Annotated in this window: 25 protein-coding genes; 14 read left to right on the top strand and 11 right to left on the bottom strand. The window is 63.4% G+C overall.

The annotated features are described in order from the left end of the window. Positions 1–174: 174 nt before the first annotated feature. Both B5525_RS38195 and thrS read right to left on the bottom strand, forming a co-directional pair. A complete protein-coding gene (locus B5525_RS38195; RefSeq protein WP_079571243.1) occupies positions 175–396 on the bottom strand; it encodes a hypothetical protein in 222 nt (73 codons plus the stop codon). Further along, entirely contained in the window at positions 396–2,441 is a 2,046-nt protein-coding gene (gene thrS, locus B5525_RS38190) for a threonine--tRNA ligase (RefSeq protein ID WP_079571241.1), read from the bottom strand. Before thrS ends, B5525_RS38195 begins: the two co-directional genes overlap by 1 nt. Before the next feature lie 340 nt (positions 2,442–2,781). On the opposite strand from thrS, the gene B5525_RS38185 reads away from it, so the two are divergent. Both B5525_RS38185 and B5525_RS38180 read left to right on the top strand, forming a co-directional pair. After that, a complete protein-coding gene (locus B5525_RS38185; RefSeq protein ID WP_079571240.1) occupies positions 2,782–3,969 on the top strand; it encodes an MFS transporter in 1,188 nt (395 codons plus the stop codon). A 148-nt stretch (positions 3,970–4,117) separates the two neighbouring features. Then, positions 4,118–4,495 (top strand): hypothetical protein, encoded by a 378-nt coding sequence (locus tag B5525_RS38180; RefSeq protein ID WP_079571238.1) that lies wholly within the window; start codon positions 4,118–4,120, stop codon positions 4,493–4,495. Between the two features lie 75 nt (positions 4,496–4,570). On the opposite strand, the gene B5525_RS38175 is transcribed toward B5525_RS38180, so the two are convergent. Then, complete coding sequence (locus tag B5525_RS38175) at positions 4,571–5,881, bottom strand: alpha/beta hydrolase (RefSeq protein WP_244567723.1); 1,311 nt, start codon at positions 5,879–5,881, stop codon at positions 4,571–4,573. Positions 5,882–6,166: 285 nt separating this feature from the next. Here B5525_RS38175 and B5525_RS38170 point away from each other — a divergent pair, with 285 nt between their 5' ends. Then, positions 6,167–7,534, top strand: a complete 1,368-nt coding sequence (locus tag B5525_RS38170; protein WP_079574342.1) for an APC family permease — start codon at positions 6,167–6,169, stop codon at positions 7,532–7,534. A 2-nt stretch (positions 7,535–7,536) separates the two neighbouring features. Continuing rightward, complete coding sequence (locus B5525_RS38165) at positions 7,537–8,763, top strand: hypothetical protein (RefSeq protein ID WP_079571237.1); 1,227 nt, start codon at positions 7,537–7,539, stop codon at positions 8,761–8,763. Positions 8,764–8,786: 23 nt separating this feature from the next. On the opposite strand, the gene B5525_RS38160 is transcribed toward B5525_RS38165, so the two are convergent. Then, on the bottom strand, positions 8,787–8,972 hold the full coding sequence (locus tag B5525_RS38160; RefSeq protein ID WP_079571235.1) for a hypothetical protein: 186 nt from the start codon (positions 8,970–8,972) through the stop codon (positions 8,787–8,789). Between the two features lie 164 nt (positions 8,973–9,136). Next, a complete protein-coding gene (gene yidD / locus B5525_RS38155; RefSeq protein ID WP_079571233.1) occupies positions 9,137–9,481 on the bottom strand; it encodes a membrane protein insertion efficiency factor YidD in 345 nt (114 codons plus the stop codon). A gap of 244 nt (positions 9,482–9,725) precedes the next feature. Between yidD and B5525_RS38150 the strand changes: the two genes are divergently transcribed. Continuing rightward, positions 9,726–10,634, top strand: a complete 909-nt coding sequence (locus B5525_RS38150) for a hypothetical protein (RefSeq protein WP_079571232.1) — start codon at positions 9,726–9,728, stop codon at positions 10,632–10,634. A 137-nt stretch (positions 10,635–10,771) separates the two neighbouring features. On the opposite strand, the gene B5525_RS38145 is transcribed toward B5525_RS38150, so the two are convergent. Further along, complete coding sequence (locus B5525_RS38145; protein ID WP_079571230.1) at positions 10,772–11,221, bottom strand: iron-sulfur cluster assembly scaffold protein; 450 nt, start codon at positions 11,219–11,221, stop codon at positions 10,772–10,774. A 219-nt stretch (positions 11,222–11,440) separates the two neighbouring features. Here B5525_RS38145 and folE point away from each other — a divergent pair, with 219 nt between their 5' ends. The 4 genes from folE to B5525_RS38125 all read left to right on the top strand — a co-directional run bounded on the left by folE (position 11,441) and on the right by B5525_RS38125 (position 15,322). Then, positions 11,441–12,181, top strand: a complete 741-nt coding sequence (gene folE / locus B5525_RS38140) for a GTP cyclohydrolase I FolE (RefSeq protein WP_079571229.1) — start codon at positions 11,441–11,443, stop codon at positions 12,179–12,181. Positions 12,182–12,265: 84 nt separating this feature from the next. Continuing rightward, the gene (hisI, locus tag B5525_RS38135; protein ID WP_079574340.1) at positions 12,266–12,700 is read left to right on the top strand and encodes a phosphoribosyl-AMP cyclohydrolase; all 435 of its coding nucleotides are present in this window, start codon (positions 12,266–12,268) and stop codon (positions 12,698–12,700) included. Between the two features lie 245 nt (positions 12,701–12,945). Further along, positions 12,946–13,986, top strand: a complete 1,041-nt coding sequence (locus tag B5525_RS38130; RefSeq protein WP_079571227.1) for a transglycosylase SLT domain-containing protein — start codon at positions 12,946–12,948, stop codon at positions 13,984–13,986. A gap of 160 nt (positions 13,987–14,146) precedes the next feature. Then, positions 14,147–15,322 carry a DUF2336 domain-containing protein gene (locus B5525_RS38125; protein WP_079571225.1) on the top strand — a complete coding sequence of 392 codons (1,176 nt, stop codon included), beginning with the start codon at positions 14,147–14,149 and terminating at the stop codon, positions 15,320–15,322. 179 nt (positions 15,323–15,501) lie between these two features. Here the strand turns inward: B5525_RS38125 and B5525_RS38120 are convergent, their stop codons facing one another. The 3 genes from B5525_RS38120 to B5525_RS38110 form a co-directional block, all read right to left on the bottom strand. Beyond that, positions 15,502–16,077 (bottom strand): Hpt domain-containing protein, encoded by a 576-nt coding sequence (locus B5525_RS38120; RefSeq protein ID WP_079571224.1) that lies wholly within the window; start codon positions 16,075–16,077, stop codon positions 15,502–15,504. Between the two features lie 24 nt (positions 16,078–16,101). After that, positions 16,102–16,647, bottom strand: a complete 546-nt coding sequence (locus tag B5525_RS38115) for a response regulator (protein WP_079571222.1) — start codon at positions 16,645–16,647, stop codon at positions 16,102–16,104. A 111-nt stretch (positions 16,648–16,758) separates the two neighbouring features. Then, complete coding sequence (locus tag B5525_RS38110) at positions 16,759–17,538, bottom strand: NAD kinase (protein WP_079571220.1); 780 nt, start codon at positions 17,536–17,538, stop codon at positions 16,759–16,761. Positions 17,539–17,782: 244 nt separating this feature from the next. On the opposite strand from B5525_RS38110, the gene B5525_RS38105 reads away from it, so the two are divergent. From B5525_RS38105 to B5525_RS38095, 3 genes are all read left to right on the top strand, one after another. After that, positions 17,783–18,445 carry a hypothetical protein gene (locus tag B5525_RS38105; RefSeq protein WP_079571218.1) on the top strand — a complete coding sequence of 221 codons (663 nt, stop codon included), beginning with the start codon at positions 17,783–17,785 and terminating at the stop codon, positions 18,443–18,445. A gap of 28 nt (positions 18,446–18,473) precedes the next feature. Beyond that, entirely contained in the window at positions 18,474–20,624 is a 2,151-nt protein-coding gene (locus tag B5525_RS38100; protein WP_079571217.1) for an adenylate/guanylate cyclase domain-containing protein, read from the top strand. A 229-nt stretch (positions 20,625–20,853) separates the two neighbouring features. Beyond that, positions 20,854–22,413: a S10 family peptidase gene (locus tag B5525_RS38095; protein WP_079571215.1), complete on the top strand. Its 1,560-nt coding sequence runs from the start codon at positions 20,854–20,856 to the stop codon at positions 22,411–22,413. 10 nt (positions 22,414–22,423) lie between these two features. Here the strand turns inward: B5525_RS38095 and B5525_RS38090 are convergent, their stop codons facing one another. Together B5525_RS38090 and B5525_RS38085 are read right to left on the bottom strand one after the other, a co-directional pair. Beyond that, a complete protein-coding gene (locus B5525_RS38090; protein WP_079574338.1) occupies positions 22,424–23,812 on the bottom strand; it encodes a serine hydrolase domain-containing protein in 1,389 nt (462 codons plus the stop codon). Positions 23,813–23,958: 146 nt separating this feature from the next. Then, on the bottom strand, positions 23,959–24,501 hold the full coding sequence (locus B5525_RS38085) for a tetratricopeptide repeat protein (RefSeq protein WP_079571214.1): 543 nt from the start codon (positions 24,499–24,501) through the stop codon (positions 23,959–23,961). 302 nt (positions 24,502–24,803) lie between these two features. Between B5525_RS38085 and B5525_RS38080 the strand changes: the two genes are divergently transcribed. Both B5525_RS38080 and B5525_RS38075 read left to right on the top strand, forming a co-directional pair. Beyond that, on the top strand, positions 24,804–25,094 hold the full coding sequence (locus B5525_RS38080) for a His-rich protein BRANT (protein ID WP_154073699.1): 291 nt from the start codon (positions 24,804–24,806) through the stop codon (positions 25,092–25,094). Positions 25,095–25,414: 320 nt separating this feature from the next. Continuing rightward, entirely contained in the window at positions 25,415–25,837 is a 423-nt protein-coding gene (locus B5525_RS38075; protein WP_079571212.1) for a hypothetical protein, read from the top strand. Positions 25,838–26,080: the final 243 nt, after the last annotated feature.

Below are 26,080 nucleotides of genomic sequence, written 5' to 3'. Positions count from 1 at the left end.
GTTTATGCTAGGGAATTTGGAGGGTTGTGGCTGTATCCGGCGGGCAACAGCTTTTAACCGCATTATCTAATTACCGCACGGGGCGGCGCCATGGTGCCTAGCCCGCTCGCTCTGGAACGCACGGCCGGACGTGCAGTGCTACGTGAGGCGTTCGAAGTGCCTCGGCGAGCGAGACTATTTTGGCCGAACCTTCAACGGCATCTTCGCCGCCCGCGCCAGCAGATCCTTGCCGAGATCTTCCAGGATCTCCCGGCTCGCCAGAAACAGGCTGTGGCCCTGATCGGTTTCGATCGCCAGCGCCACCACGGCCGGCTGGTTGGGGTCCGGGATCAACTGGTAGGCGCGGATCGGGTAGGCCGGCAGTTCCTGCTCGTTGGTAGTCGGTCCTTGGGCCATCAGGTTTCCAGTTTCGCCCGCTTCACGTCCGGCGGAGTCGCTTCTTCAACGAGCGCTGCGATGGCCTCGCCGGTCGGCAGCACATTTTGCCCCTCGCTGCCGAGCCGGCGAATCGAAACCGAATGCGTCTCGGCTTCCTTCTTGCCGACCACCAGCAGTGCCGGGATCTTCGCCAGCGAATGCTCGCGGACCTTGTAGTTGATCTTCTCGTTGCGCAGGTCGATCTCGACGCGCAGGCCCGCGCGCCGCGCCGCGGCCGCGACCACCTTGGCGTATTCGTCGCCTTCCGAGGTGATGGTGGTGACGACGGCCTGGATCGGCGCCAGCCAGAGCGGGAAGTTGCCGGCATAGTGCTCGATCAGGATGCCGATGAAACGCTCCATCGAGCCGCAGATCGCACGATGCACCATCACCGGCGCCTTCTTCGATCCGTCGGCATCGATGTAGAACGCGCCGAACCGTTCCGGCAGGTTGAAGTCGACCTGCGTGGTGCCGCATTGCCAATCGCGGCCGATGGCGTCGCGCAGCACATATTCGAACTTCGGCCCGTAGAACGCGCCTTCGCCGGGATTGATCTCGGTCCGGATGCTTTGATTGTCGCTCCTGGCCTTGATCTCTTCGAGCACGGTCGCCATCACGCGTTCGGCATGATCCCACATCTCGTCGGTGCCGACGCGTTTCTCCGGCCGGGTCGAGAGCTTGACCGTGAGTTCGCCCTCGAAGCCGAAATCCGCATAGGTCGAGAGAATCAGGTCATTGATCTTCAGGCATTCCTCGGCGAGCTGCTGCTCCGTGCAAAACACATGCGCGTCGTCTTGCGTGAAACCGCGCACCCGCATCAGGCCGTGCATCGCGCCCGACGGTTCGTAGCGATGCACCACGCCGAACTCGGCCAGCCGCAATGGCAGGTCGCGATAGCTCTTCAGGCCGTGCTTGAATATCTGCACATGACCCGGACAGTTCATCGGCTTGAGCGCAAACCAGCGCTTGTCCTCGGCCTCGTCGCCGGCCGACTGGGCGGCGAACATGTTCTCGCGATACCAGTCCCAATGGCCGGAGGTCTCCCACAGCACCTTGTCGAGGATTTGCGGCGCGTTGACTTCGCTGTAATCGCCGATCAGGCGGCGGCGCATATAGGCGACCAGCGCCTGGAAGATGGTCCAGCCCTTGGCGTGCCAGAACACCACGCCGGGACCTTCCTCCTGGAAGTGAAACAAATCGAGCTCGCGGCCGAGCTTGCGGTGGTCGCGCTTCTCGGCTTCCTCGATCTGTTTCAGGTACGCATCGAGGTCTTCCTGTTTCGCGAATGCCGTACCGTAGATGCGCGTCAGCATCGGATTGTTGCTGTCGCCGCGCCAGTAGGCACCGGCCACCTTCATCAGTTTGAAGGCGTTGCCGATCTTGCCGGTCGAGGTCATGTGCGGGCCGCGGCACAGGTCGAACCAGTCGCCCTGGAAATAGATCTTGATTGGTTCGGTGCCTGGGATGGCGTCGACCAGTTCGACCTTGAAATTCTCACCCTTGTCGCGGAACACCTGTTTTGTCTTCTCGCGATCCCACACTTCCTTGGTGAAGGGTTTGTCGCGCGCGACGATCTCGCGCATCTTCTTTTCGATCGCCGAAAAATCTTCCGGCGTGAACGGCTCGTTGCGGAAGAAGTCGTAATAGAAGCCGTTCTCGATCACCGGACCGATCGTGACCTGCGTGCCCGGCCACAGCGATTGCACCGCTTCGGCCAGTACATGGGCGGCGTCGTGCCGGATCAGTTCCAGCGCGCGGGCGTCGTCGCGGGCGATGAAATCGATTCTCGCGTCATGTTCGATCGGGTCGGCGAGATCGACCACAGTGCCGTCGAGTGCCATCGCCACCGTGCGCTTGGCCAGCGACGGCGAGATGCCCTTGGCGATATCGAGGCCGGTGGTGTGCTTGGGGAATTCGCGCCTGGCGCCATCGGGGAAAGTGAGGGTGATCTTTGAGGATTCGACGGGCTTCAGATTCGTGAGGCTGTACTGGAATCCTGACGTGGGCGCGTTCTTGTCGGTCATGGCGGTCTCCTGTGGCTCACTCCTGCGAACGAGCGCAGGTAAGCGGGATGCAGCGGTATAGCAGGCGATTCGGCCGCCGCAACTGGCAAAAGCACCGGTTTCGAGCGCGCGGAAACGCGCCTTTGGGCGGAGGCGGCGCGTGCGCCATCAGAGGTTGCGGCGCCGCCATCCATTGTCTAGCGTTGCCGTGCCGGAACCGTTCTCGTTTTGCTGATCCCGGTATTTCCATGATGTTGCGGCGGCGTTGAATGGGCCGTGACATCGCGGTCCGACACGACCGGGCGAAATAATCAGGCTCGAGCGCTTTCCTGCAGCGGGAATCTGCGATACATGCATTTGCATGAAAAATCCGCCCACCGACGGCCCGGTTCATCGCCGCTTCGCTCCCACCGCCCTGATGCTCGGAAACATCGTCACCGGCTGTTCGGTGCTGGCGCCGGCGGGCATGCTGAGCGAATTGTCGAGTGGACTAGGCGTTACGATCCGCGACGCCGGCCTCCTGATTACCTTCGGCGCGATCATGCTGTGCATCGGCTCGCCGGTGACGGCGTGGCTGACCAGCCGGATCGAGCGCCGCACGCTGCTCACCGCGACGCTGGCGGTGCTGGCGCTGAGCAACGCAGCGTCCGCGTTTGCAGCGGACTACACCAGCCTGCTGGTCATTCGCCTGGTCATGCTGGCGATCGGCGCGCTCTATACGCCGCAGGCCGCGGGTACCGCCGCGCTGATTGTGCCGTCGGAACGGCGCGGCAGCACCATCGCCTATATCTTTCTCGGCTGGTCGCTTGCCGCCGCGGTCGGTCTGCCCTTGATCACCTTCATCGCCAGCCGCTACGGCTGGCGCGCGGTCTATGGCAGCATCGGCTTGACCGGCTGCTGCAGTTTCCTGTTGCTGGCGTGGCGGCTGCCGCGCGGATTGATCGGTTCGCCCGTTGATCTCAAGACCTGGGCCGAGCTTTCGCGGAACCGCATGGTCCTTCTGTTGCTGTCGATCACGACATTGCAGATGTCCGGCCAGTTCGTGGTGTTCACCTTCATGGCGCCGCTGCTGACCAAACTGACGCATGCCGGTCCGGACGCGGTCGGCCTGGTATTCGCGTGCTACGGCGTCTGCGGCTTCGTCGGTATTGCGATCGCGACGCGCATCGTCGATTCCTGGGGGCCCTACAAGACCTCGCTTCTGTTCACGAGCCTACTGCTGACCGGAGTCACCGGATGGGCGTTCAGCGCCGGCAGCTATCCGTTGATGGCCGCATCGGTCGCGATCTGGGGACTTGGTTTTGCCTCGACCAACTCGATGCAGCAGGTCCGGCTGGTGATCGCGGCGCCGGCGCTCGCGCCAGCGTCGGTGTCGCTCAATACCTCGGTGCTGTATATCGGGCAGGCCGTCGGCTCGGCGATCGGCGGCACGCTGTTCGCGCGCGATCTGCTTTATGCCGAAGGCTATGTGTCGATGGGTTTTGTCGCGCTGGCGCTGCTGATGGTGGTCGCGACCGGACGACGGCGACAAGCGGGATCTCCCGCATAGAGCAAGACCTCCCACGGCGCCGGGAAGCCAGCTTCGGCGCATGGCCTTTTACCCCGGAATTTCGCGCTCCGAGGCGCCACGCGGCTCGACTCGAAGTTTGCTTTGCCCTAAATCGGCGGGCGCAGTCGCAAGGGGAATGAGAAGTGATATGAGAACGATACTCGCACTCGTCGTGGTCCTTTACTCGGGCGCGGCCCTGGCTCAGGCCACGGCACCGGCCGACTCCAGCCCACCGCCGACCGTCGGGGGAAAGCCGCTGGTCCAGGTGCAGCCGCGCGGTTCGACGCCGAAAGGGACCCCGGCGCCGAAGGGAGAGCACCTGTCGATCGCCAAGCGTTTGCTGGCCTGTCAAGACATCGACGATGGCACTAAAGGCCGGCTCGATTGCTACGATGCGATTTTCCCGCCCAAGCCAAATCCGAAGGCGCCGGCCGCGAAGGGCGTCGCGGATTGCCGCTTCAGCAAGGAAGAGGACGACCGGTTGACCTGCTTCAACGGGTTTGCCGATAAAATTCCCAAATTCTAAGGGGGCAGGGCGCGCCGGCGAGAGGCGGCTTGATCAGTCGAACAGGCCATAATGAAGCGACCGTCCCGAGCGCGGTCAGCGGCTCGTGGACGATGCAGCGCCGGCCACAACCCGCGTCAGCGCCGGCGTTGCCGCCATCTTGAGCAGCACTTCCTTGACCGGGTTTTCCGTCCACGCATGCGTGACGTAGTCGCGATGCGTCACGCCATCCTGTGTCTTGACGAAGACCACGCTGCCGGGCCGCAGCGGACCATCCATCTCGTCCGAGATGGCGATGCCCCTTTGCCGCAGCATCTGCATCAGCTCCTGGTCGTGCCGCTGGGTGTAGTGCGTATAGGCGCTGACGAAGAAGCCCGACCGGTTATTCTCGATCCAGGAGGCAAACTTGTCCAATTCGCCATAGACGGCATCGAGCAGGAACACGCCGCGGATGCGATTGCCGAGCCCGCCCACTTCGAGGCTCCAGGCGGTCGGCACGAAGCCGCCGCTGTAGCCGACCAGGATGACCGGCAGGTTCGCGAACTCCCTGGCGGAGCGCGGGTCGCCATAGAGGCTGGCGAGATGACCGGCCGATTCATCGATGAAGCGTTTGAGTCCACCGGGCTGCCAGAACTTGCCGGCGCTGGAATCGGCGGCATCGACCGCAAGCTGCGGTGCGAGCAGCACGGCGTTGACACCGGAATCCGTAATCTGTTGCGGCACCAGCTGCCGGTCGCGCACGTCGCGTTCCAGCGTAGCGCCGTTGCCATGGAAGAACACGACGATCACCCCGGGTTTGCGGATATCGAAATTCTCCGGGACATGCATCAGAACGCGGTTGTCGTTGTAGGTCGTGTCCTGCCAGTAAACCCTGCCGCCATAGCTGCGGTGGCCGCGGCGTCCGTCCTTGGCAACGTCCAGGAACGGGGCGTCAGTACGCGGATTGTTGCCAAGATAGGGGAAGGCCGAGGATTTCAGGCCAACCAGCGTGGTCAGATCTTCCCGCGGCGGGCGCTGGTAAGGTCCCGTCGGCTCCAGCGACGCAACCCGATAGGGCGCGGGCTGGGTTTGCGCCGTTCGTTTGGCCGGCGCCTCGGCGGGTTTGAGTGGTTGAAAACTCTCGTCCGCGCTCGGGAAGCGATCCTTGAATTGAGGTGGTGGGAAGCGGTCGTCGAAATTGTCAGCGCTCGCGGCCTGCGAATTGGCCGCGAGCTGGCCGGCGCCGGGCGCCTTGCCGCACTGGGCGAGCACCAAGGACAGCGGCACAAGCGCCGCCAGACTGGCGATCCAGCGCCATCGATCCGAACCGGCGCGGCGGGCAGGGACTATCAGCCGCGCACAGCGCGACGCGCCCGGTGTCGGCACCCGGCCTGCGCCATCAGATGTCTGGAATTCCGCCCCGACCATCCACCCTCTGCCCCAATGTCCACCGGCGACCGGCGTATGTCAGCTCGCTAACGTTGAGGTGACGTTAAGCATCCGGAAAACTCCCCATCCGGAAACCGGCAAAGAACACAAAATCGTGTCCTGATTGTGGGACCGCCGTCCTGCTTTCGCAATGCCGCAGCCAGGTTCGGTATGAAAATACCGAACCTGGGCCGTGATCTAAATCACTGTTAAGCCTGCTTGAATTGATACGGGTGAGCCTGCACGATGAAGCAAGCGGGCGCGACGCCCCAAGTGTGGACTGGCATGGCGGCATCAGAGACGGGAACAGTGGCATGGCCCGCCCAGCTTCCCGGAGGCGGTTCCACCGTTTCGGTGATCGTGGCGGCCGCCATCGTCGTCGCCGACATGGTCGGCGTCGGCGTCTTCACCAGCCTCGGCTTTCAGGTCAAGGACATCCCATCCGGCTTTGCGATCCTGCTGCTGTGGACCGTCGGCGGTATCGTCGCCTTGTGCGGCGTGTTTTCCTACAGCGAACTCGGCGCGATGTTTCCGCGCTCAAGCGGCGAATACAATTTTCTCAGCCGCGCCTTTCATCCGGCGTTCGGATTTCTGGCGGGCTGGGTGTCGGCAACCGTCGGCTTTGCGGCCCCCGTGGCGCTGGCCGCGATGGCGTTCGGGGAATACGGCAAATCGGTGCTGCCGGGAGCGCCGCCGCTTGCGCTCGCCGTTGGCGTGGTCTGGCTGGTGTCGATCGTGCAGCTGTCCGGGGTCCGGCACTCCAGCACGTTTCAATTGATCTCGACCATTTTGAAAGTGGTGCTGATCACAGCGTTCCTGATCGCCGGATTTGTCGTCGGCACGCCGCAGCCGGTCTCGTTCGCGCCGCAGGCTGGCGACTTCGCCCACATCGCCAGCGCGCCGTTCGCGATCGGGCTCGTGTTCGTGATGTATTCCTTCTCGGGATGGAACGCGGCGACCTACATCATCGGCGAGATGCAGGCGCCGCAGCAGAACCTGCCGCGCGCGCTCCTTGCAGGAACGCTGATCGTGCTGGTGCTCTATGTCGCGCTGAACGCGGTGTTCCTGCACACCACGCCGATCGACAGGTTGTCCGGGCAGCTCGACGTCGCCCGCATCGCCGGCAGCTTCATCTTCGGCGACATCGGCGGCCGCATCGTCGGCGCCATGATCTGCATCGGGCTGATCTCCTCGATCAGCGCGATGATGTGGATCGGCCCGCGCGTGATGATGACGATGGGGGAGGACATCCCGGCGTTGCGGGTCTTCGCCCGCAAATCGAGCCAGGGCGCGCCGGCCTACGCCATCCTTTTCCAGCTCGCGGTGGCGAGCCTGATGCTGTTCACCCGCAGTTTCGAGGCGGTGCTCGATTTCATTCAGTTCGCGCTGTTGTTCTGCTCGTTCTTCACCGTGCTCGGCGTGATCAAGTTGCGCATCACCCAGCCCGACACGCCGCGGCCTTATCGCGCCTGGGGATACCCGATCACCTCTTTGGTTTTCCTGCTCGTGACCGCCTTCATGATGTACTATCTTCTAATGGAACGGCCGTTGCAGTCGGCGCTCGGTAGCTTGATCATGATTTCCGGCCTGTTGATTTATGCCGTTTTCCGCAAGCGCGACGAATCTGCAACTTCAGCTCCAGGCCGCGAATAGATATGCGTCAGTTCACGAAAATTGTGCTCGCTGCAGCAACCCTGTGCCTGGTGGCCGCGCTGCCTTCGCGCGCGGCCGATGCCGTCACCGCCAACGATACGGCGCTGTTCCTTGCGGGGATGATGCCCTCGGCCAATTCACCGCTGCTGCCGTTGACCAGGGACCCTTCCTGGCAGCGGCATGCGAAGTTCTTCGATGCGGCGTTCGCCGAACTCGAGCAGCGCCAGCTTTCGAAGATCCGGGCCTGGGCAACCGCCAATCTGGCCGCGCCGAAGCCTGCGATGTTCTACATGTTTTCGGGGCCGGATTTCCTCTACGCCGATGCGTTTTATTCGAAGGCCACAACCTACGTGCTGAGCGCGCTGGAGCCGCCGGGTTCAGTGCCCGATCTGACGAAATTGCCGCAGGGAGGGGTGGGAGCCGCGATTTACGATGTCGAGCGTTCGATGGGCTCGATCCTGAGCTTCAGCTTTTTCATTACCAAGCAGATGAAGGTCGATCTGCGCGCCGGAGAGCTCGGCGGCACGTTGCCGATCCTCTACGTATTCCTGGCGCGTTCGGGCAAGACCATCCGCGAGGTCGGTCCGGTCGCGCTCGACGACAAGGGCGCGGCGTATGCCGCAGGCGAAAATCCGGGCAAGAACGCGACCCGCGGGGTGCGGATCGTGTTCTCAGGCCATGATGGCCAGCCGAAGACGCTGTATTACTTCTCGACCGATCTCTCCAATCCCGGCGTCAAGGCCAGGGGATTCCTGAAGTTTTGCGAGGCGCTTGGGCCCGGCAACAGCCTGATCAAGAGCGCGTCCTATCTGCTGCATTCCGGCAATTTCTCCACCGTCCGCAATTTCCTGCTCGCCCATAGCGCCACCATTATCCAGGATGATTCCGGCATCCCGCTCGCCAACTACAATCCGAGGAGTTGGCGGTTCTTCCCGTTCGGTCGCTATGCCGGTCCGATCGACAAATTCCCCGGAATGTACCAGGCGCAATATGCCGAGCTGTTCCGCCGGGCCCAGCCGATGGATTTCGGCATCGGCTATCGCTGGCGCTCGCATGAGTCGAACTTGCTGCTGGCGGTCAGGACGGCTTCCGATGATGAGGGCGGCGTCGACACCTCGTCGGCGGCCCCATCGGTCGAACCGGGGTCATTCAAACCGCGACGTTCGCGCGCGCCGCGTCCGCCGGCTCCGATCGGCCAGTCGCAACCCTTCTTCTGGTTTTCGCGCTAAAGTATCTTACGCCCCCTGCGACCTCACCAGCGAACGCTTTGGCTCGGCACGATGAAGGCTGCCTTGCTTGGCGGCTCGTGTCCGCCGCTCACAAATCTGCAGACCGCGACGATCACGATGACGAGCGCAAGCGCCGCGATCAAATCAAGGTGGCGGGGATCGTGGTGATCGCCATTGCTCAATTTCCACGGGCTGATTTTCCAGCGCATTGATTGGGCCTCGAGTCGAAGCTACCAAATCAATGTCACTGCGGCGCCGCGGTTCCCGTCACGGCAGCAATGCACCTTTCGCTTGGAAGCACTGCAGCGAAGAGGGGCTCCGCCGCCGCGGCTGTCGGGGAAGGATCGAAGCAGCGCGGCTCGGCGGACCTGGATCAACCCGGCGGCGCGTTGACGCCGCGCCAGCGTCCGTATCGCCACGGCAGATACCACCGCGCGCCCGGTGGGGTTGTCGCCGGCACATTGTCGATTCCCGAGGTGCCCCAGGGTTGGCAGCGCAACAGGCGAGCCAGCGTCATCCATCCGCCGCCCCACAATCCGAACCGTTCGATCGCCTCGTCGCCATAGAGCGAACAGGTCGGCAGGTGCCGGCAGTTGTAACCGACCAACGGCGAGAGCGTATGCCGGTAAATCCAGATCAAGGCGCGCCCGGCATTGCGCGGCAGGCGGGCGGCCGCGTTGGCGCAGTCCACACAATGTTGTGACGATGAATGCTTCATGGGCGGCTTGCTGCAAGCATAAGCGGGATCTGCGCAGTTCCCGGGCATGGAACTCGTCGTCGCAAGTAATTGTGCCACAGTTTGAGAAATATCAATGATTTGGGTGGCGGTGCAGCAAAGGTTCTATGGACGATGAAGTTTGCGACGGCTACCCTTTTGATAACGCCCGCATGACAGAATCAATTGGCGTTGGACTGGGACCGTTGCCACCGTTCGTTTTGGGGCCAGTGGGGAAGGAACCGAATTGGGTCTCGTGAGGTCGCTCAATCTTCGCGGCTTGGCGCTGCTTGGCGCTATGGCCTTCTGCATTGCATTGCCCGGCCTGGCTGCGCCCGGCGGTCCGGCGAATGCCGGCGCCACCCTCGAAGAGCGCAAAATGCCGATGCGCTTCAGCTGGGTCGCCTGCGAGCCGAATTGCGGCGGCTGGATCAGCGCGGTCGGCATCGTGACCGCCGACAGCCCCAGGGATTTCGATGAATTCGCGCAAGGACGCGATCTCGGCGGCGCGACGATCGTGCTGGATTCCAGCGGCGGTTCGGTCAACGATTCCATCACGCTCGGACGGCGCTGGCGCAGTCTGGGTCTCTTGACCACCGTCGGCATCAACGTGCAGACCCGCACCGCGAAGGGCGGCCGGGCCAGCATCGATCCCGAGGCCTATTGCGAGTCGATGTGCGTTTACCTGCTGCTGTCGGGCAAGACGCGCTACGTGCCTGAGGCAGCGCACGTGCGGGTCCATCAAATCTGGATGGGCGACCGCGCCGACGACGCCAAGGCCGCCAGCTACACCGCGCAGGACATGATGATCGTCGAGCGCGACATCGGGCGGCTTGCCAAGTACACCTTCGACATGGGCGGCGCGGGCGATCTTTTGTCGCTGTCGCTGAACGTGCCGCCGTGGGAAGATCTGCACGAATTGTCGCACGAAGAACTGCGGCTGACCAATCTCGTGACCACCGATGCGGTCGCCGAGGTGCTGCCGAAGCTGGACGTCGCCATTGTGCCAGTGGCCGAGCTTGCGCCCAAGCCGGTGCAGGATCGGTTTGTCGGCAATGCCGGAGACGCCGCGATCAATCCGCAGGCCGTGAAATCCACCAGGACGGCGGAAGCCGCCGCGCCGACCGGCGGGATCGTGGCGACGCCGGCGAAGTAGCGACAATAGACCCAAAAAACGATGTCATCATCCGCGAAAGCGGATGATCCAGTACGACGCGGCTTCAGCGGTTGATCGAGATTTCCCGACGTACCAGATGCCCGCATTCGCGGGCATGGCGACCGCGTATTGACCCCTTACGCCGATGCCGGCTGTTTTGCCTTGGCCTCGATCTGGCCGATGGCGTCGACCACGGCATCGAAGGTCAGGAGGGTCGAGGCGTGGCGGGCCTTGTAATCGCGGACCGGCTCGAGCAGGGCGATATCGGCCCATTTGCCTTGCGGCGGCTGGCCGTTTTCCTTCAGCATTCTGCGCACGGTCTCGCGTAATTCGCGCAGTTCGCTCGCGGTCGAGCCGACCACATGGCTCGCCATGATCGAGGAAGAGGCCTGGCCGAGCGCGCAGGCCTTCACGTCATGGGCAAAGTCGGTGACCACTATGCCGTCCATCTTGAGGTCGACCTTGACGGTCGAGCCGCATAGCTTGGAATGCGCCGTGGCGCTGGCATCCGGCGCGGCGAGCCGCCCCAGCCGGGGGATATTCCCGGCTAATTCGATGATCCGCTTGTTGTAAATGTCGTTCAGCATAGGCTTGACGTCTCGGGCTGTCTGGTACGTTCGCCCTTGGCGGCTGGGGGCGACGGTCCTATATATGGGAGCCGATGCCGGAAATACAGTCCGGCCATCGGCCGAATCGAAACCGATCCGGCGCGATGATGTTATTGTGAGACTCAGGCGTCCGGCGGCAAACCGCCCCGTCTGCCGGTGACACTCCGGTCCATTCTGGATCGGTCGAACGGAGTTGACATGGACGCATTGATCAAATCCATCCGCCCAGGCAAGCCTTCCGAACTGAAGCCTTCCGAAACGAAGCCTTCCGACAGCAAAACTGCGGAGGCGAAGCTCGCGGACATGCGTCCGGCGGAACTCGATCCTTCCGAATTTCTGGCGGCCGCCGTCCGCGCCGATCAGCCGCGTCCGTCGCGCTCCGAGGCGGAAGCGGCGGTGCACACGTTACTCAGCTACATCGGCGAGAACCCCCAGCGTGAGGGTCTGCTCGATACGCCCCGCCGCGTGGTCGAGGCCTTTGACGAACTCTATCAGGGCTATCATCAGTGTCCGGCCGAGGTGCTCAACCGCACCTTCGGCGAGACCGCCGGCTATGACGATTTTGTGCTGATCCGCGACATCGAGTTCACCTCGCAATGCGAACACCACATGATGCCGTTCTACGGCAAGGCGCATATCGCCTATACGCCGGTGGAGCGGGTGGTGGGGCTGTCGAAGTTGGCGCGGCTGACCGACATCTTTGCCCGCCGGCTGCAGACCCAGGAGCATCTGACCGCCCAGATTGCCGCCGCGATCGACGAGGTCCTAAAACCCCGCGGCGTTGCCGTGATGATCGAGGCGGAGCATACCTGCATGTCGGTGCGCGGCGTCGCCAAGCACGGCGCCTCGACCTTCACCAGCCGCTTTACCGGCATGTTCCGCGACAATCCCGCGGAGCAGGCGCGTTTCCTGTCCATGGTGCGAGGCACGTCGCGGTAACCTCGCGTATATTTTGGTTTGGCGCGTTTTCTTCACGCGAACCGGCGTCCACCTCGCTCGAAAACGCTATGGAATTCGCGAGAACTGACCGTGTCGACATCGACTGACATCAATAACATCGAGGAAGGGCTCACGTTCAGGCCCAAATTCGACGCGTCCGGACTCGTCACCTGCGTGGCGACCGATGCGGCGACGGGTGACGTGTTGATGGTCGCCCATATGAACGAGGAGGCCCTGCGCAAGACCATCGCGAGCGGCGAGGCTTGGTACTTCAGCCGCTCCCGCAACGCGTTATGGCGGAAAGGCGAGACTTCAGGTCAGACGCAGCGCGTGGTCGAGATGCGGCTGGATTGCGATCAGGATGCGGTCTGGATCCGGGTCGAGCAGAACGGCGCCGCCTGTCACACCGGCCGCCATTCGTGCTTCTACCGCAAGGTCGAGGCCGGCGAGAATGGGGCGCGATTGTCGTTCGTGGATGCGGACAGGCTGTTCGATCCGAAGACGGTTTATCGGAAATAGTCCCTGTCATTCCGGGGCGCCGAAGGCGAACCCGGAATCTCGCGCCGACAATCTCCAGATTCCCCGATGCGCAATTGCGCATCTGAGATCTGCGCCTGACGGCGCATCCCGGATCACGACCGGAGGCTGGGAACTGATTAACCCGCCATTAACCATAATTGCCGCAGTGTGACGTCGGCTTGGGCGTCAGTGGGAGCTCTCGAACAGGCCAGGGTGGGTCATTTCGCGGGGAGCGAGGACCAGACATGTCGGTTGACACTTCAAACGCCACGGCAACGGCAGGTGTCGATCCGTCGCGCGCGCGGATAGCCGGCGCGATCAAGCAGGCCGCCAGCACCACTGGCACCAGCTTCGAATATCTGCTCGCCACCGCCAAGATGGAATCCAATTTCAATCCGACCGCGGGAGCGTCGACGTCGTCGGCGCGCGGGCTGTTCCAGTTCATCGACCAGACCTGGCTTGGCACTGTGAAGGAAGCCGGCACCCAGCTCGGCTACGGCCAATATGCCGACGCCATCAGCAAGACCGGCTCCGGCGGCTATTCGGTCAGCGATCCCGCCGCGCGAAATGCGATTCTGAAGCTGCGCGATGATCCGGCCGCCGCCTCCTCGATGGCCGGCGTGCTGACCCAGTCCAACAGTTTCAAGCTCACCGGCAAGCTCGGCCGGCGCCCGACCGACGGCGAACTCTATATGGCGCACTTCATGGGGGTCGGCGGCGCGGCCAAGCTGATCTCGAACGCCGAGGACAATCCGCAAGCCTCGGCGGCGCAGCTGTTTCCCAACGCCGCCACGGCCAACCGCTCGATCTTCTACGATCACTCCGGGCAGGCGCGCACGGTGTCCGAAGTCTATTCGGTGCTGTCGGCGCGCTACGCCGGCGCCGCCAATTCCCCGGCCACGCGCACCGCGATGGCCTCGGTCGGCGGCGACATTGCGCCCAATTTCGCACTCGCCAGCGCCGCGCCAGCCGCGCCCGCGATCGACAACGCCGCCTATCTCTCGAGCTTTCCGGATGTCCGCGCGGTGACGCCGGTCACGGTGGCCTCCGCCTCCACCGCGCCGTCGAGCGATCCGATTTTCCGATCGCTGTTTCAGGCTAGCGGCGAACGCACGCAGCCGATCTCACCGACGGTTCGCGAATTATGGGGCAAGAATTCATCGCTGACGTCGATTGCAAATGCTGCGCCGGCTGCGGATGCAAGCCCGGCATTGAGCCAAACGCCCGAGGTCCGCGCCCCCGGACCGCTCGATCTCTTCAGCGACCGCAACGGCACCTTCAGCTGACCTTGCGGCTCGCGCAGGCTGGTCCGGTCTCGCAGCCTTAACAAAACGTCAATAGAACCAGCCATTTATGGTGAACGCTTTGTTAAGCGTCGTGGTTTATTTTCTATTCTAGTGGCACCGCGTCACGGTGTCGTTTCAGGTTGCGTAAGCCGGCAGGAACATGATCGTTCGGCAGTTCATCAGTTGGATACGTACCGCTCCGGCAGGCGAGCGGGCAGAGGCAACGCGGTCGTTGGCGCGGGCCTGGTTGATTTCCGATCTCACCGAGGAGGATCGCGCCGCCGCCGAGGGCGCGCTCTTGATGCTGCTGGACGACGCTTCGCCGCTGGTGCGCCAGGCTATGGCGGAGGTGTTCGCCCGCAGCACGGAAGCCCCCGCGGCCATCGTGCAGGCGCTGTCGCTCGACCAGCCGTCGGTGGCGTTGCCGGTCCTCGAACATTCCCCGCTGCTGATCGACGCCGATCTCGTCGACATCGTCGCTACCGGCAATGACGAGATGCAATGCGCCATCGCCCGCCGCATCAATTTGCCGCCTTCCGTCTGCGCCGCGATCGCCGAAGTCGGCTCCGCCGCGGCGGCGCTCGAGCTGATCGAGAACGCCTATGCGGAACTCGCGTCATTTTCATGGGATCGCATCGTCGAGCGCCACGGCCATCTCGCCGCGATCCGGGAATCGATGCTGGTGCTCGAGGATCTTCCCGCCGCCACGCGGCTCGCGCTGGTGGCAAAACTCTCGGACACGCTGGCCCAATTCGTGGTCGCCCGTAACTGGCTGAGCCCCGATCGCGCCGGCCGGATCGCGAGCGAGGCGCGCGAGCGCTCGACCGTCAATATCGCTGCGCGCTCGCGCGGTGACGACATGCGAGGCCTGGTGCGGCATCTGCGCGCCACCGGCCAGCTCACCGCCGGCCTGATCCTGCGCGCATTGCTGTCGGGCAATCTCGAGCTGTTCGACCATGCGCTGTCGGAATTGTCCGGCCTGCCGCAGGCGCGCGTCTCCGCGCTGTTGCACGAACGCGGCGGCGCCAGCCTGCAGGCGCTGCTGATGCGCGCCGGATTGCCGGAATCGACCTTCGCCGCATTCCGCGTCGCGCTCGAAGTCTGCCATGAGACCGGGTTCGTCGACACGCTCGGCGGTGCCGCCAGATTGCGGCGCCGGATGGTCGAGCGCGTGCTGACGCATTGCGAGACCGATCCGTTGGCCGCCGAGCCGCTCCTGATCCTGCTGCGACGCTTTGCGACCGAGTCGGCGCGGGAAGAAGCCCGCTTGTTCTGCGACGAGCTGATGGCCGAGGAGGCCGTCGCGCTGATGCCGGACCAGCTGATCGCGGCTTAAATCAACGGGCTCGGTGTCTCGGCGAATGCAGAATCTGTAGGGTGCGCAAAGCCAACGGGTCGTGCGAATGCGCGCCCGATGATAAACTCCGCGTGCCCACCATTTTTCGCCAAAGAGTTCGGAATTCTCAGATGGTGGGAACGGCGCAATCGCGCCTTTGCCCACCCTACATGGCAGCTTCAATCCGCCGGCGCGAGGCTCGGTGCGAGGACCGCTTCGAGATGTTCGGGGCGGTCGCGATTGGCGTGCATGAGAAATTCGTCGGCGACGCCGCGAAGGTGCCGGCTCAACATGGTCGCCATGGCTACGGTGTCGAGCTTGGTGCGCTCGCGCACGATCGCCTGGATGGCGTTGATGTGATGCGCGATCAGATCGGATGGCACCTCGGCGAGCTCCGGCGCGTGCTCGATGATCCGGCAGAGGCTGTCGGCGGCGGCGCCGGCTGAAGGGTATCCGAAGGTGGCGGCGTCGCCCTTGATGTCGTGGGCGGCGCGAAACAGCTCTTGGCAATTGTTGTCGGTATAACCGTTCTTGAGAATGGCGGCGTGCGCGGCCGACAGTCGGTCGGCCTCGACCGTCATCCAGTTCTTGAACTCGCCCGACAGGCCGGCGAGCGCCTTTTCCGCGCGCGCAATGGGATCGTCGGAATCGGTGTCGTCGACGCGCCGCAGCACCTTGCGCAGGGGATTGGGCTGCGTGATGACGTGATGATCGGCGAAGGCCTTGATCTCGATGTCGCGCTTGTCTCTCGCCATGATGGTTTCCTCGCCTCGCCGGCGCTAGACGCTGGAGCGGGCCTTGTCGAGCAGCGACGGCTGCTGCAGCACTTCCACCTCGCCGCCGACGCGCCGTTCGGGACCGATATAGGCGGTGCTGGTATTGCGCCTTCGGTCCGGCCCGAAATAGGTCTTGGTCTTGATGAACGGGCGCGGGTTGGCGACGACGTTCAGGATGCGCTGATAAAGCCCCTTGGCCGAGATCGGCTTGGCGAGGAATTCGGTCACGCCGGCGTCGCGCGCCACCGTGACGCGCCGCTTCTCGGAATGGCCGGTCAGCATGATGATGGGAGCGAACGGGTTGCCCTTCGATTCCGGCTGCCGGATCATCTGCGCGAGCTCGAGGCCGTCGAAAATCGGCATCGACCAGTCGGTGATGACGATATCGGGAACGTAGTGGCTGTACATTTCCAGCGCGGTTGCGCCGTCTTCGGCTTCATAGACTTCGCGCGCGCCGAACGAATGCAGCAGCGTCCGCAAAATACGGCGCATATGCGGATTGTCGTCGCACACGAGAAATCGCAGCTTGTTGAAATCGATACGAAACATCGCCGGGCCCCGAGGGCGCACCGCGGATAACGGTATACCCGGCGTTAACCATATCGCGCCCCCGTTAACGAAAGGTTGCGGCGCTCTCCGGGGCAGGGTCGAAATCGGGGGTCAGACCCCGAATTGTTCGCTCAGGATACGCTCTTCCAGGCTGTGGCCGGGGTCGAACAGCATCCGCATCGCGATGGTCTTGTCGGACAGCACCTCGACGCGACAGACGTCGCGCGCCTCGTCGTGGTCGGCCACCGCCGCCACCGGACGCTTGTCGCTCTCGAGCACCTCGATGACGACGAAGGCGGTGTTCGGCAGCAACGCCCCGCGCCAGCGGCGAGGGCGGAACGGGCTGATCGGGGTCAGCGCCAACAGCGGGGCATTGATCGGGATGATCGGCCCCTGCACCGAAAGATTGTAGGCTGTCGATCCCGCCGGGGTTGCCACCAGCACGCCGTCGGCGGCCAGTTCGGCCATGCGCTCGCGGTCGTCGATCAGGATCCGCAAGCGCGCCGCCTGATGGGTCTGGCGGAACAGCGCGACTTCGTTGATGGCGTGGTGAACGTGCACCACGCCGTGCACGTCGGTGGCGCGCATCAGAAGCGGATGAATCACGGATTCCCTCGCAGCCGCGAGCCGGGCGTGCAAGTCGTGGGTCGAGAACTCGTTCATCAGAAAGCCGACGGTGCCGCGATGCATGCCGTAGATCGGCTTGCCCGTGCGCATCTGCTGATGCAGCGTCTGCAGCATCAGGCCATCACCGCCGAGCGCCACCACCACGTCGGCGTCGGCGGGATCGCAATTGCCATAAAGCGCGGCGAGTTGCTTCAGCGCCGTTTGCGCTTCAATACTGGCGCTCGCGACGAAGGCGATCCGGTGATATCGCTTGGGGCTGTCCATGGGATCGCGGGCTCTTCTTTGCGCGAAGGGGGAAGCGGGGTTGCGCGGAAGGTCGTCTATACGACCTTGGCTGTCCTTGTCGAGATGATAGACCATAGTTTGGGGCGGCTCACGCGATCGCCCGACACGCTTTTCGGATAAACCTTAATCTTGTCCGCCCGGCGGCGATCAGTATTTGGCAACGACCGGCACTTGTTATAGCAGTCTTGCCAGATCGTCACTTTCGAAACTGCGAGGTTTCCGGATGAAGACCATGTTTGCCGCGCTTGTCGCGATGGTTGGTTTTACGGGACTGGCTGCAGCGCAGGCGCCGGTCGCTGTCGTCGAGGACGTGCAGGGAAAAGTGAGCGGCGCCGAGTTCATGGACTACGTCGCTCCCGGAAAAGTCATAAAGCTCGGGCAGCCCGGCTCGATCGTGCTCAGCTACATGAAATCCTGCTGGCGCGAAGTGATCACGGGTGTGGGCACGGTCATCGTGGGCGCCGAGGAAAGCATGGTCCATCTGAGCGAGGTCAAGGCCGGCAAGGTAAAGTGCGACTCCAGCCATTCGCTACTCGATCGGGAAGTCGGCGAAAGTGCTGCGACCGTGGTCCGCAGCCTGGCCTCAAAGGGGGCGATGTCGCCGCAGTTTACGATCTACGGCCTTTCGCCGATTTTCGAGACCAGCGGCCGCGGCAAGCTGGTCGTTGAAAGGCTCGATCTGAAGGGCGAGCGCCACGATGTGGATCTCGCCGCGGCTTCCGTTGCGCGGGCCAGGTTCTACGACTTTGCCAAGGCCGGCACGACGCTGCAACCGGGCGGGATTTACGCCGCAAGTGTCGGCGCGCGAAGGACCGTTTTCTCGGTCGATCAAGGCGCCGAACCGGGCTCGACCCCGATCATTGGGCGGCTGGTGCGCGTGGAATAAGGGGGCGAATCGGAGCCGGGATAGCGCCATGCGCGGCCTCACCAAGCGCGATGCAGTCGCTGTCATTCTGGTCGCCGTGGCGTGTGGCGTGGTTTCCACCCTTCCGCCGTTCAACCTGATTCATGGCTGGTCGATCGACGCGCTGACGGCCTTGCGGTGGGAGGCGTTCGGCACGCGCCGCGATCCCGCCACTACGCCGGTCACGGTCATCGCGATCGACGAGGAGACCTATCAAACACCGCCCTTCAAGGGATCGCCGACCCTGACCTGGACCACGGAACTCGGCCGGGTCCTGAGCGCGGTCATCGACGGCGGAGCCAAAGTGGTGGGCTTCGATATCGTGTTTCCGACGTCGATCGAGCAGTCCGAGCTTCCTTTTGGCGACGATTTGCTGGGCGCGCGAATGCGCGGCTTCGACCGGCCCTTCCTGCGATCTCTTGCGAGGGGCGCTTCCGCTGGCAAGGTGGTGCTGGGTGAGACCCTGAGCGGCGACCGGCCTTCGCCCGGACAACGGATCGCCGTCGGTCAGCAGAAGAACATCCGGGCGCTCAATGTCGTTTCCGACCCCGATGGCGTGGTGCGCAGAGTACCGCTGACGTTCCGGACTGACGGGGAGAAAATACCCTCGATGGCGCTGGAGCTTGCGGCGCGCGCGCTCAACACCGAACCGGTGCTCGCCGAAAATGAGAGCGTGACGCTTGCCGGCCACCTCATTCCGAGCGCGGTGCCGAATACACTGACATTGAATTTCGAGGGTGGCGCCAATGATGTTCGGACGTTTTCGTTTGCCGATCTGCGTGCATGTGTCGAGCGCGACGATACGGAGTTTTTCCGCCGTGAATTCGCTGACAGGATTGTCATCTTCGGCACGCTGCTGGGTTCGGAGGACCAGAAAATCACCTCCAAGCGCTTTGCGACCGGGCTCGATGGGCCGCGGGCGCCAAGGTGCGCGCTGCCGCCGGTGCAGCCGTCTCCCGGGCAGTTCAAACGGAGTTCGATCGCCGGCGTCTATATTCATGCGACGGCCGTCCAAAACCTGATGGCGCGCGACGCGCTTTTCGAGCCCGGCCGTCTGGCGTCGACCCTGATCGCGATCGCTTTTGCGGTGTTGGCCGCGCTCGCGGCACGCATGTTGGCGCCGGGTGCTGCCGCGCTTGTCTTTCTCGGCCTGTTTGCGATCTGGACAAGCGTGGCGACATTTGCATTCACGAAGGCATTGGCGTTGCCGCTCAGCGAGCCGTTTCTCGCCGGGCTTTCATCGATGATTGCGATCGTCGCATATCGCCTCGGCGTCACGGACAAGGGGGAACGATTGCTCCGGAAGAGCTTCGCCCTTTATCTTGCGCCGCAGGTGATTGAAAAGATGCTGGCGTCCAACAAGCAGCCGGTGTTGGGCGGCGAAACGCGCGAGGTTACCGTGTTCTTTTCGGATCTGGAGGGCTTTTCCGCCATCTCGGAAAAGATGACGCCGGCGGACCTCGTGGCGTTCATGAACGAATATCTGTCTGCCATGACCGAAATCATCGAAAGCAAAGGCGGCTACGTCGACAAGTACATCGGCGACTCGATAGTTGCGGTGTTCGGTGCGCCGGCGGACGATCGCGACCATGCGAGCAGTGCGGCGCATGCCGCACTCGGTTGCCGTGCGCGTCTGGCGGAACTCAATCGGGGTTCCGCGGCCTTTAGGGGCCACGAAGTAGCGCACCGGATGGGGCTCAATTCCGGTGAAGCGCTGGTCGGAAACATCGGCTCGCGGCGCCGCTTTAATTATTCGGTGATGGGCGACGCGGTCAACGTCGCCTCGCGGCTCGAGGGTGCCAACAAATACTATGGCACCACGATCGTCGCTTCCGAAATGACGGTCGCGCTGACCGGATCGAAATTCGCGTGGCGCGAACTTGACGCCGTCCGGGTCCGCGGACGCTCTGGTCCGGTCAAGATCTACGAACTTCTCGCCGAAACGGGGCAGGAGACACCAAAGCAAGTAACGTCCGCTGCGGCCTATGCCGAGGGGCTGGCGCACTGGCGGGCTCGCGGATTTGACGCCGCCGCAGCCTGTTTCGAGCGTGTCGCCGGGATCGACAAGCCGTCCGCGCTGTTTCTCGGCCGGGCGAAGGCGTTTCGAAGCAATCCCCCCGGTGCGGATTGGGATCCGGTCAGCACGTTGGAAGGGAAGTAGAAGACAGCGGAGCCGTGGACGGATCAGAGCGTCAATTCGGGCGACGGTGTTTTGTGCGTGTTGCCAGCCAAGCCATCATCGGGGCCCCCGACATTGTGATCGTTCTCGATCACCATGATAACGCTAGTCTGTCGCAGTTTTGCGCTAGAACCCTCAGCAATCCGGGAAGATCTCATGCGGTGATGGGGGCGGTATCGGACGACGCGGGCAGCAGGTAGAGGGAACATACATGGCCATTCGGTTTGCCGCGCCAGGCTTCGCCGCGGCATTTCTTGCCTTCGCCGTGCTGGCGGCGGCGTGCGCGGAAGATGCGCCGCCGCCTCAGGATCACCCCACCGCGACCGTGTCGGGGCAGAAATCGGGCGGGCAGGGCGGACGCGCGTCGACGCCGGCTTCGCCCGCCGCGGCTGAGCAGCACAGATTGCCGCCGGATTCCACGACCAAACAGACGCTGGCGCTCGCCGGGCGCACGCTCTCCTTCAGCGCGACCGCGGGCTCGATCCGCCTGTTCGACGGCAAGGGCGATCCGCAGGCCGATATCGCCTATACCGCCTATCAGCTGGACGGCGCGGATCCTGCCACGCGGCCGGTGACGTTCCTGTTCAACGGCGGGCCGGGCGCTGCTTCCGCCTATCTGCAGCTCGGTGCCACCGGTCCGTGGCGGCTTGCCATCAATGGCGATGCGGGAATTCCCTCCGCGTCGCCCGATCTGCAGCCCAACGCCGAGACCTGGCTCGACTTCACCGATCTCGTCTTCATCGATCCCGTCGGCACCGGCTATAGCCGCTTCGTCGCGACCGGCGACGACGTGCGCAAGCGGTTCTTCTCGATCGACGGCGACGTCACTTCGATCGCGCTTGTGATCCGCCGCTGGCTGGAAAAGTCCGGCCGCCTGCTGTCGCCGAAATTCGTCGCCGGCGAAAGCTATGGCGGCATCCGCGGCCCGAAGATCGTTCACAATTTGCAGACCGAGCAGGGCGTCGGCGTGAAGGGCCTGATCCTGATTTCGCCGGTGCTGGACTTCCGCGAGTTTTCAGGCTCCAGCATGCTGCAATATGTGGCGAGCCTTCCTACCATGGCGGCGGTGGCGCGCGAGACCAAGGGCGCGGTCAGCCGTGCCGACATGGCCGACGTGGAAAATTACGCGCGCGGCGATTTTCTGATCGACCTCGCCAAAGGGCAAGCCGACACCGCCGCCACCAGCCGGCTGGCCGACAAGGTGGCCGCACTGACAGGGATCGATCAGGCGTTGAGCCGCCGGCTGGCCGGACGCTTCGACGGAATGGAATTCCGCCGGGAATTCGATCGCCAGAACGGCAAGGTGACGGGGCGCTACGATGCGTCGGTGATGGGGATCGATCCCTTTCCCGACTCCAGCTTCTTTCATTTCAGCGATCCCTCGGGCGATGCGCTGCTGGCGCCGCTCACCAGTGCTGTGGTCGACCTCACGACGCGCAAGCTCAACTGGCGGCCGGACGGCTCCTACCATCTGCTCAACGGCGAGGTCGAAAAGTCCTGGGATTTCGGCCACGGCATCAATCCCCCGGAATCGATTTCCGAATTGCGGCAGATCCTCGCGCTCGACCCCAAGCTGAAATTGCTGGTGGGGCACGGGCTGTTCGATCTGGCGACGCCCTATTTCGGCACCAGGATCGAACTCGACCAGCTGCCGGCCTTTGCCGGGCCTGATCGCGTCAAGTTCGTGGTCTATCCGGGCGGCCACATGTTCTATTCGCGCGACGTCGCGCGGAGTGCATTCCGGACCGAGGTCGAGGCGCTGATGAAGTGAGGGGCGGCGCTCAGCGGGCGGTGCGGCGTTTGCGCGGCCCGTACCTGCGCTCCATGTCCGCCGCGACCGCTTTCTCGGCCTTGGCGCGACCGCCGGCGAACGAGATCTCTGTCACCTTGCCGGCCTTGTTGCGCAGGCGTCGCACCGTTTCGCCAAAGCTTGCATAGCCGGTTGCGGACGATACCCGGCCCATATCGCGGCCGGCGACGGCGATTTCCGTGGCATCGATAAACGGGTTGACGGCATGCGGATTGCCGACCACGACGAGATTGCCCATGGGCACGAGATCGAACGCGCCCCATTGGGACCACCAGCGTCCGCTCCAGTCGCGGACGCGCCGCTTCGGCGCGCCGCGGTCGGCGAAGGTGCGCAGGATACGCAAGACGCCGTCGACCCAGACTCCGGCCCAGCCATCGGTGGCATTGGTCAGGATACTGACACTCAGGTCGCAAGCCGGGATCACGACGGTCCGCGAAATGTAGCCCTGCAGTCCGCCGCTGTGGCCGAACCAATCCCAGCCGGCCAAATTGCCGCTCATGATTCCGAGGCCGTAGAAGCCCTCGATGCTCGATTGCGGATTGCGCCATTGTCCGCGGGTCATCTCCCGGCGGCTGCGGGCGGAGAGCATGCTTCGCTTCCCATCAGGCGACAGTTGCGCGAAGAAGCGAGCCACGTCCGCAGCCGTGCTGACGAAGCCGCCGGCCGGCGTAATGGCATTGAGTCTGTTCTCGCCGGGAATGACGAGGCGGCGGCCGACCGGGAGCCGGGGGCTATGGCCGCGCGCGAAAGGCACGCCTCTGCCAAGCGGCATGTCCGATTGAGTTTCACGCAGGCCCGCGGCGGCGACGATCTCGCGTTCGATCCAGACGCGATACGGCTGTTTGGTGACCGCTTCGATCAGCAGGCCGATCAACCCGAACCCGTGGTTGGAATATTTGAAGCGCGTATTGGGTTCGAGCAGGGGAGGCGACTTGAGATCGGCGATCAATTCCTCGATGGCAAGGAATGGCCGGTAATCGGAAAACTGCCCGCTGGCGGTGCCGTCGCGAACGAGGCCGGCGCTGTGGGAGAGAAGCTGCGCGATCGTGGCTTCCGCAACCTGGCGGTGGAGGCCGCTGACATATTGGCCGACCGAATCGTCGAGCCGCAATTTGCGCTGCTCCCGGAGCTTCATGATGCCGGCCGCGGTGAAACTCTTCGAATGCGATCCGATCCGAAACCGGTGGCGCGGCGTCAGCTTTTCGCCGGTCGAAAGGTTGGCGTGGCCGAATGCGTATTCGGTAACGATCCTGCCGCGATGTGCGATGGCGACGATGCAGCCTGGTTGCTGCGACGCACGCACCTGAAATTCGATCCAGTCGTGAATGTAGCCGGTCGCGGGTTGCAGCCACGGTTCCACGGGAGCGGTCTCCGGAAAATTCAGATGAGGATGACGATCGATGAAATTTCGATTGTTCGGCAAAATCGTTGACGGATGCCACCGGACAAAACAAAACCGGCGCAACCTTTTTGGGTTGCGCCGGTTGAACCCTGGAGCGGTCGAACTCAGTAGACGAGGCCGGTGCCCGGCGGCTTTTCGAGCGCGGCGGCGAGCGAACGATATTCCTCGCTGCCGGTGCCGGCGAGAGCGGCGATCTTGCTCAAATGATATTGCGCCTGATCGCGATTGCCCTGTTCGACCTGCCACAGCCCGTAATACTGCCAGGTCTTGACGTGGTTGGGATCGGACTTCAGCGCACGCTCGTACCAGATCTGCGAGACCTTGTAGTCGCCGAGCTTGCGATAGGAATAGCCGATCAGGGTCGCGACGGAGGCGTTGTCGTCGTGGCCGAGCGCCTTCAACTGCTCGATTGCGGCAGTGTAATCGTTGCGGTCGTAGACCGTTGCGTAGGCCGCATGATAGGCCGCGATGAACCGGCCGTCCTCGAGGCTGGAGCTCTTGTCCTTCTTGCCCTTCTTGGTGCCCGACGATGCCGGAGGCGAAGGATTTTCGTCGCCCGAGGCGTGGGCCGGGGTGAGCAGGGGCACCACGACCAGCGCCATCGTGAACATGGCCAACGTCAAAAGCCTGATTGCAAGTTTGTTCATTCGTCGCTCCCGATTTTCAGTGAGTTGATGCTGCACCCGAGCCTTTGACCTGAACACCCAGGGGATCAAAACATTCCCGGACATTGGTCTTTATTTGAGCCGTTCTTGTTTCAGCCATCTCCGCCAAGCCTCGTGCGCAGCGCATGCCCGAGCGAACATGACGATTATGTCATCCCGATGAACGAAGTCCATCGCCGCGCTTCACGATGGGTTCAGCGCGCGGCCGCTAGGGTCGCGGCCATGATCGACGGGCCCGGCCATCCGACCGGCCACCTGGTGATCCCCTGAACGAGGAGACGACCATGTTGAAGACCATTTCCGCAGCCCTGCTTGCAGTTTCCGTTCTCGCCGCACCCGCGCTGGCTGCTGGCCAAGCCACCCATCAGGCCACCAAGACGGCGCAGACACCTGTCATCAAGGCCGAGCAGGTGAAGACCAAGCCGAGCGTGCTGAACGCCAACGCCACGATGGGCCGCCATCATGTCCGGCATGCCAGCCATCATCGCTTTCACAAGCACATCGGCTCGCTGAAGTCGCACAAGTTCTCCAAGGTTTCGACCAAGCACGTTACGCCCGCCACCAAGCGCGGCTAAAACTGATCCGCGGGGGGTGGTTGTCCACATTGCCCCCGCCGCTCCCCGCGGATATCAGCTCCGGCCCGCGCCATTGCGTCCCACGGTCAGCAAAAGTGGAAGCCGGTTTTGCATCCGATCGCGCCCTCTTTTATAGAAGAGCGCATGATCCGGTCGCCAAACCGCTCACACTTTGGCGGATCATGCGGTGGTGTGGGCCGGAATCGTTGTGAACATAGAAGGGGACGCGGATCGAAATGCGGATTCCATTTGCTCCGCGGAAGGTCTAGAAGCACCTGAGGTCTGGAACGATTGGCGTCGGGTCTTCGAACGGGTTGAACTTGGGAATAACAACAAAATGTGTGGTGATCCTGCTGCTGGGAAGCGCGCTTGCAGCCTGTGCTGGAGGCGAGGACCGGGACGCTGTGTTCAACATCGACAGCGGCGGCAACGCCAACCAGCCTTTTCCAGATAATTACCGCCCCGAATTGCTGGCGTTCATGCGGACCTATCTCAACAATCCCGTCGGCGTACATGGTGCAGTGATGGCTGACCCGGTGCAGCGTACCGTCGGCGGGCGGATGCGCTATGTCAGCTGCCTGCGCTTCGCGCCGCGTGAATCCGACGGCAGCTATCGCGAGCCGCGCGAACGCGCCATTCTCTATGTCAACGGCCGGCTCGATCGCGTGGCCGAGAACGCCGGCGAACTATGCGCCGGGGCGGTCTACGCGCCGTTTCCCGAGTTGGAGAAGCTGACGCGCTAGCGTCGCGCCGCGATCGACCGGTCTTGCCGGCGTGACCGGCGACGAAAACAGCCGGAACCAATGCACTCCATCGTGCTTGATGCGTCTGTCGGATGCGGCCGTCGGCGATTTCGCGATCGCACGACGTTTCGCAATCGAACGCGTATAATAGCGCGTGCCGATCGGCCGCCGTAATCGCGCATTATCTAGGATCAAGCTATCATAGCACCGCGATTCGCACAGCGTTGCAGAGAGGTTGCGGCA

It is taken from the genome of Bradyrhizobium erythrophlei (genome assembly GCF_900129505.1).
Classification (GTDB): Bacteria; Pseudomonadota; Alphaproteobacteria; order Rhizobiales; family Xanthobacteraceae; genus Bradyrhizobium; species Bradyrhizobium erythrophlei_D.
Note: the sequence above shows the minus strand (reverse complement) of the source record. Positions and strands in the feature narration are given on the sequence as shown.

Bases quoted from the DNA above. Each gene is read 5' to 3' on its own strand.
- B5525_RS38195 (WP_079571243.1), bottom strand. From the start codon at position 396: ATGGCCCAAGGACCGACTACCAACGAGCAGGAACTGCCGGCCTACCCG.
- thrS (WP_079571241.1), bottom strand. From the start codon at position 2,441: ATGACCGACAAGAACGCGCCCACGTCAGGATTCCAGTACAGCCTCACG.
- B5525_RS38185 (WP_079571240.1), top strand. From the start codon at position 2,782: ATGAAAAATCCGCCCACCGACGGCCCGGTTCATCGCCGCTTCGCTCCC.
- B5525_RS38180 (WP_079571238.1), top strand. From the start codon at position 4,118: ATGAGAACGATACTCGCACTCGTCGTGGTCCTTTACTCGGGCGCGGCC.
- B5525_RS38175 (WP_244567723.1), bottom strand. From the start codon at position 5,881: ATGGTCGGGGCGGAATTCCAGACATCTGATGGCGCAGGCCGGGTGCCG.
- B5525_RS38170 (WP_079574342.1), top strand. From the start codon at position 6,167: ATGGCGGCATCAGAGACGGGAACAGTGGCATGGCCCGCCCAGCTTCCC.
- B5525_RS38165 (WP_079571237.1), top strand. From the start codon at position 7,537: ATGCGTCAGTTCACGAAAATTGTGCTCGCTGCAGCAACCCTGTGCCTG.
- B5525_RS38160 (WP_079571235.1), bottom strand. From the start codon at position 8,972: ATGCGCTGGAAAATCAGCCCGTGGAAATTGAGCAATGGCGATCACCAC.
- yidD (WP_079571233.1), bottom strand. From the start codon at position 9,481: ATGAAGCATTCATCGTCACAACATTGTGTGGACTGCGCCAACGCGGCC.
- B5525_RS38145 (WP_079571230.1), bottom strand. From the start codon at position 11,221: ATGCTGAACGACATTTACAACAAGCGGATCATCGAATTAGCCGGGAAT.
- folE (WP_079571229.1), top strand. From the start codon at position 11,441: ATGGACGCATTGATCAAATCCATCCGCCCAGGCAAGCCTTCCGAACTG.
- B5525_RS38130 (WP_079571227.1), top strand. From the start codon at position 12,946: ATGTCGGTTGACACTTCAAACGCCACGGCAACGGCAGGTGTCGATCCG.
- B5525_RS38125 (WP_079571225.1), top strand. From the start codon at position 14,147: ATGATCGTTCGGCAGTTCATCAGTTGGATACGTACCGCTCCGGCAGGC.
- B5525_RS38120 (WP_079571224.1), bottom strand. From the start codon at position 16,077: ATGGCGAGAGACAAGCGCGACATCGAGATCAAGGCCTTCGCCGATCAT.
- B5525_RS38115 (WP_079571222.1), bottom strand. From the start codon at position 16,647: ATGTTTCGTATCGATTTCAACAAGCTGCGATTTCTCGTGTGCGACGAC.
- B5525_RS38110 (WP_079571220.1), bottom strand. From the start codon at position 17,538: ATGGACAGCCCCAAGCGATATCACCGGATCGCCTTCGTCGCGAGCGCC.
- B5525_RS38105 (WP_079571218.1), top strand. From the start codon at position 17,783: ATGAAGACCATGTTTGCCGCGCTTGTCGCGATGGTTGGTTTTACGGGA.
- B5525_RS38100 (WP_079571217.1), top strand. From the start codon at position 18,474: ATGCGCGGCCTCACCAAGCGCGATGCAGTCGCTGTCATTCTGGTCGCC.
- B5525_RS38095 (WP_079571215.1), top strand. From the start codon at position 20,854: ATGGCCATTCGGTTTGCCGCGCCAGGCTTCGCCGCGGCATTTCTTGCC.
- B5525_RS38085 (WP_079571214.1), bottom strand. From the start codon at position 24,501: ATGAACAAACTTGCAATCAGGCTTTTGACGTTGGCCATGTTCACGATG.
- B5525_RS38080 (WP_154073699.1), top strand. From the start codon at position 24,804: ATGTTGAAGACCATTTCCGCAGCCCTGCTTGCAGTTTCCGTTCTCGCC.